Annotated in this window: 4 protein-coding genes and 1 pseudogene; all 5 read left to right on the top strand. The window is 65.3% G+C overall.

The genetic code is table 11. From position 1 onward, the window contains the following. The first annotated feature begins 155 nt into the window (after window positions 1-155). Window positions 156-914, top strand: a complete 759-nt coding sequence (locus I5M_RS21020; protein WP_022723202.1) for an isoprenyl transferase — start codon at window positions 156-158, stop codon at window positions 912-914. A gap of 5 nt (window positions 915-919) precedes the next feature. Then, window positions 920-1,768 (top strand): phosphatidate cytidylyltransferase, encoded by an 849-nt coding sequence (locus I5M_RS21015; RefSeq protein ID WP_022723201.1) that lies wholly within the window; start codon window positions 920-922, stop codon window positions 1,766-1,768. A 4-nt stretch (window positions 1,769-1,772) separates the two neighbouring features. Beyond that, on the top strand, window positions 1,773-2,996 hold the full coding sequence (gene dxr / locus I5M_RS21010) for a 1-deoxy-D-xylulose-5-phosphate reductoisomerase (protein ID WP_031337254.1): 1,224 nt from the start codon (window positions 1,773-1,775) through the stop codon (window positions 2,994-2,996). Between the two features lie 44 nt (window positions 2,997-3,040). Then, window positions 3,041-4,192: an RIP metalloprotease RseP gene (gene rseP / locus I5M_RS21005; protein WP_022723199.1), complete on the top strand. Its 1,152-nt coding sequence runs from the start codon at window positions 3,041-3,043 to the stop codon at window positions 4,190-4,192. A gap of 167 nt (window positions 4,193-4,359) precedes the next feature. Beyond that, window positions 4,360-4,756, top strand: a pseudogene (locus I5M_RS30305) (POTRA domain-containing protein); the annotation flags it as partial.

The following is a 4,756-nucleotide window of genomic DNA, read 5'->3' as shown; positions in this document are numbered from 1 at the left end:
TCCGACGGGATCACTGCCGCGCCCCGGCCGGCGGCGCATCTCCACCGGGAGATGTTTTGGCCTTGTGATCGGGAAGAACATAACTTACTGATCTCGAATGAGTTCTGGCGGTCAGCCGGTGATTTCCTTGCGGGATGACGGTTCGGGAATTGACCATGTCGAAAGCTGCCGCGCCCGCGCTTGACCGGTCCGATCCGCCGGGAATTCCCACCCATGTGGCGATTATCATGGACGGCAACGGCCGCTGGGCGGCCGCGCGCGGCCTGCCGCGGGCCGAAGGCCACCGCCGCGGCGTCGAGGCGCTCCGCCGCGTGGTGCGTGCCGCCAACGAGATCGGCATCAAGTATCTGACGATCTTCTCGTTCAGTTCCGAGAACTGGACCCGCCCGGCCGCCGAGATCGGCGACCTGTTCGGCCTGCTGCGGCGTTTCATCCGCAACGACCTCGCATCGCTGCACCGTGACGGCGTCAGGATCCGCGTGATCGGGGAGCGCGATCGGCTCGAGCGCGATCTGTGCGCCATGCTGGACGAAGCGCAGGAGCTGACTCGCGACAACACCAAGCTCAATCTGGTCGTGGCCTTCAACTACGGCTCGCGCCAGGAGATCGCCAATGCGGCGCAGCGGCTCGCCCGCGAAGTCGCCGAGGGCAAGCGTGATCCCTCGACCATCGATATCGAGACCCTGGGCCGCTATCTCGATGCGCCCGATATTCCCGATCCCGACCTGATCATCCGCACCAGCGGTGAGCAACGATTGTCGAATTTCCTGATGTGGCAGGCGGCCTACAGTGAGCTGGTGTTCGTGCCGCTGCACTGGCCGGACTTCGACAAGGCGGCGCTGGAAGGCGCTATCGCCGAGTATGCCCGCCGCGAGCGTCGCTTCGGCGGCTTGGCGGCAAAGACAGGATCGTGACACGCGTGAGCCAGGACGAGCCCGTGCCGGCCGCGACGGCCGAGCAGGGCGGTCGCAATTTGCTGCTCCGCACCGCTGCCGCGATGGTGCTGGCGCCGAGCGCGATTGCGCTGGCCTATATCGGCGGCTGGCCGTGGGCGGTGCTGGCGATGCTGGTGGCCGTTGGGCTGCTGGTGGAGTGGTTCTCGATCGTCGGCTTCAGTCGCGACTGGCCTTCGATCGGCGCCGGCGCGGCGGCGTTGTTGATCTGCGGCCTGGCACTTGCGGCCGGCCGGCCGTGGCTAGCGCTGGCGGCTGCCGCGCTCGGCTTCGCGGCGCTGGCGGCGCTCGGCGGCACCAGGCGGCGCTGGAGCATGACCGGCTTCGTCTACGCAGCGCTGGCGCTGGCGGCTTCCATTCTGGTGCGGGCTGACGAGGCTTGGGGCTTCACCGCGCTGATGCTGGTGCTGCTGATCGTCTGGGTGACGGATATCGGTGGCTATTTCGCCGGGCGCAGCATCGGCGGTCCGAAACTGTGGGTCCGGGTCAGCCCGAAAAAGACCTGGGCAGGGGCCGTCGGCGGGTTCGTCCTCAGCCTCCTGGTCGGGCTCGGTTTTGCGTTGCTTGGATTCGGAAAAACCGTGCCGCTGCTGATCGTTGCGGCGGTGCTTTCAGTTGTTTCTCAACTCGGCGACCTGTTCGAGTCGGCGGTCAAACGGCAATTCGGGGTGAAGGATTCAAGCCATATCATCCCCGGACATGGCGGACTGCTCGACCGGCTCGACGGTTATGTCGCCGCCGTGGTGGTGGCTGTCCTGATCGGCTTGTGCCGCGATTCGCTGGATGGCGTCGGCCGCGGTCTTATGGTGTGGTGATGCGATGAGTGCAGTCCCTTTGAAGAACGATGCCGTCGCCCATGCGGGCGTGCGCAGCGTCAGCGTGCTCGGCGCCACCGGTTCGATCGGTGACAGCACGCTCGATTTGATCCGCGGCGCGCCCGACAAGTATCGGGTCGAGGCCTTGACCGGAAACGCGAATATCGCGGGCCTTGCCAAGCTGGCGCGTGAATTCAACGCGCGGTTCGTCGCCGTGGCCGATCCGGCCCGGCTCGGCGAGCTGCGTGCGGCGCTGGCCGGCACCGACATCGCCTGCGGCGCTGGCGAGAGCGCGCTGATCGAAGCCGCCGAGCGGCCGGCCGACTGGGTGATGGCGGCGATCTCGGGTGCCGCCGGGCTCAAGCCGGCGCTGGCCGCGGTCGACCGCGGAGCGACCGTCGCTTTGGCCAACAAGGAGTGCCTGGTGTGCGCCGGCGATTTCTTCATGAGCCGCGCCGCCAACGCCAAGGCAACCATCCTGCCGGCCGACTCCGAGCATAACGCGCTGTTTCAGGCGCTGGCCTCGGGCAATCGGGACGAACTGACCCGGGTCATCATCACCGCCTCGGGCGGACCGTTCCGCACCTGGGCGGCGGCCGATATCGAGCAGGCGACGCTGGCGCAGGCGCTCAAGCATCCGAATTGGAGCATGGGCCAGAAGATCACCATCGATTCGGCTTCAATGATGAACAAGGGTCTCGAGGTGATCGAGGCCTCGTATCTGTTCGCGCTGTCGCCGGACGAGATCGACGTGCTGGTGCATCCGCAGTCGATCGTGCATGGCCTGGTCGAGTTCGCCGATCATTCGGTGGTGGCCCAGCTCGGCGCCCCGGACATGCGCATCCCGATCGCCCATTGCCTCGGCTGGCCGGACCGCATCAAGGGCCGCGCTGCCCGGCTGGACCTCGCCAAGATTGGTCAATTGACCTTCGAAGCCCCTGATTTCACCCGCTTTCCGGGCTTGCGCCTGGCTTATGACGCGCTCCGCACCGGCCATGGCGCGACCACCGTCTACAATGCCGCCAACGAAGTCGCGGTCGCGGCCTTCATCGGCCAGAAGATCCGCTTCGGCGCGATCGCCCGGCTGGTCGAGGACACGCTCAACGGCTGGATCCGCGCCGGCAATCTGGCGCCGCTCGGCAGCGCCGACGACGCGATCGCCGTTGACCATAGGGCACGAAATATGGCTGCCACCCTCTTGCCTCAAATTGCCGCAAAGGCATCCTAAAGCGTTTTTGACAGAGCCATCCGGTTCTGCACGAGAGGACTGGGATGGCTGATCTTTTCCTGCATGGTTTCAACACGATAAGCCACGGCGTGATCGGCTACGCGGTGCCGTTCCTGTTCGTGCTGACGATGGTCGTGTTCTTCCATGAACTCGGCCATTTTCTTGTCGCGCGTTGGAATGGTGTGAAGGTTCTGACTTTCTCCTTGGGCTTCGGCCCCGAGATCGTCGGCTTCAATGATCGCCACGGCACGCGCTGGAAGCTGTCGGCGATTCCGCTCGGCGGCTACGTGAAGTTCTTCGGCGACGACAGCGAAGCCAGTACCCCGGCGGGCGAGAAGCTCGCCAAGATGAGCGCCGAAGAGCGCGCCGTCAGCTTCCATCACAAGCCGGTGGCGCCGCGAGCCGCGATTGTCGTCGCGGGTCCAGTCGCCAATTTCATCCTCGCCATCGTTCTCTTCACCTTCCTGTTCACCGCCTTCGGCGTGCCGAGCACGTCGGCGCGGGTCGACGCGGTGCAGCCGGGGAGCGCTGCGGCGCAGGCCGGCTTTCAGCCAGGTGACGTGGTGGTCGGCATCGATGGGACTGCCATCGACAACTTCCAGGACATGCAGCGGATCGTCAGCGGCGACGCTGGCCAGCAGCTCCATTTCAAGATCAAGCGCGGCGATCAAACGCTGGAGCTGACGGCGACGCCGCAGCTCCGCGAGATCAAGGATCGGTTCGGCAACGTGCAGCGGCTCGGCATCCTCGGCATCAGCCGCTCGACGTCGGCCGGCGAGGTGGTGACGGAGCGGGTCAATCCTGCCACGGCGTTCTGGATGGGCGTCAAGGAGACCTGGTTCGTCGTCGACCGGACCTTCGCCTATATCGGCGGCATCTTCACGGGGCGCGAATCGGCCGACCAGCTCGGTGGTCCGCTGCGGATCGCCCAGGTTTCAGGGCAGGTGGCGACGCTGGGGTTCTCCGCGCTGCTTCATCTCGCGGCCGTCCTGTCGATCTCGATCGGCCTTTTGAATCTGTTCCCGGTACCGCTGCTCGATGGTGGTCATCTGCTATTCTATGCGGTGGAGGCGGTACGGGGCCGGCCTTTGTCTGAGCGCGCGCAGGAAATGGGTTTCCGAATCGGTCTCGGTCTGGTGCTGATGTTGATGGTGTTCGCCACCTATAACGACATTCTGCATCTGGCGACGTCGTGACAGAACGGCAACGTGGCGGATGGGCAACGTGTTGGAATGAAATTGAAATCGCACTGCGAATGAGCGTTTGCCGTGGGGGCAAAATTGTCTACAAGCAGGGCACGTTTGGGGATTCTGTCGGTGCGGGGGCTGCGGACCGACAGTGGAATGACAAGGGCGCGTTGCGCATGAAGCTTGGAATGCGAGTGTTGCGGGGGGGAATCGCTGCCGCCCTAATGTTTTTCGCCGGACCTGCCGCGGTCACCTTGACCGCGACGACGGCGGCCCTGACGGTCGCGACCCTGACGGCTTCGCCAGCTGCCGCGCAGACTGCGTCCTCGATCCAGGTCGAGGGCAACCGCCGCGTCGAGGCCGAGACCATCCGCTCCTATTTCAAGCCTGGCCCGGGTGGCCGGCTCGATCAGGGCTCGATCGATGACGGCCTCAAGGCGCTGATCGAGACTGGTCTGTTCCAGGACGTGAAGATCAATAACGTCGGCGGCCCGGCTGGTCGTCAGCGTGATCGAAACCCGGNTGATNCGCCGGCTCGCGTTCGAGGGCAACAAGAAGATCAAGGACGAGCAG

The organism is Rhodopseudomonas sp. B29, from assembly GCF_000333455.1.
Taxonomy (GTDB): domain Bacteria; phylum Pseudomonadota; class Alphaproteobacteria; order Rhizobiales; family Xanthobacteraceae; genus Rhodopseudomonas.
The sequence above is the reverse complement of the archived record's forward strand: the minus strand, read 5'-3'. Positions and strand labels throughout refer to the sequence as shown.

Coding starts and splice junctions, on each gene's coding strand:
- I5M_RS21020 (WP_022723202.1), top strand. CDS start 156: ATGTCGAAAGCTGCCGCGCCCGCGCTTGACCGGTCCGATCCGCCGGGA.
- dxr (WP_031337254.1), top strand. CDS start 1,773: ATGAGTGCAGTCCCTTTGAAGAACGATGCCGTCGCCCATGCGGGCGTG.
- rseP (WP_022723199.1), top strand. CDS start 3,041: ATGGCTGATCTTTTCCTGCATGGTTTCAACACGATAAGCCACGGCGTG.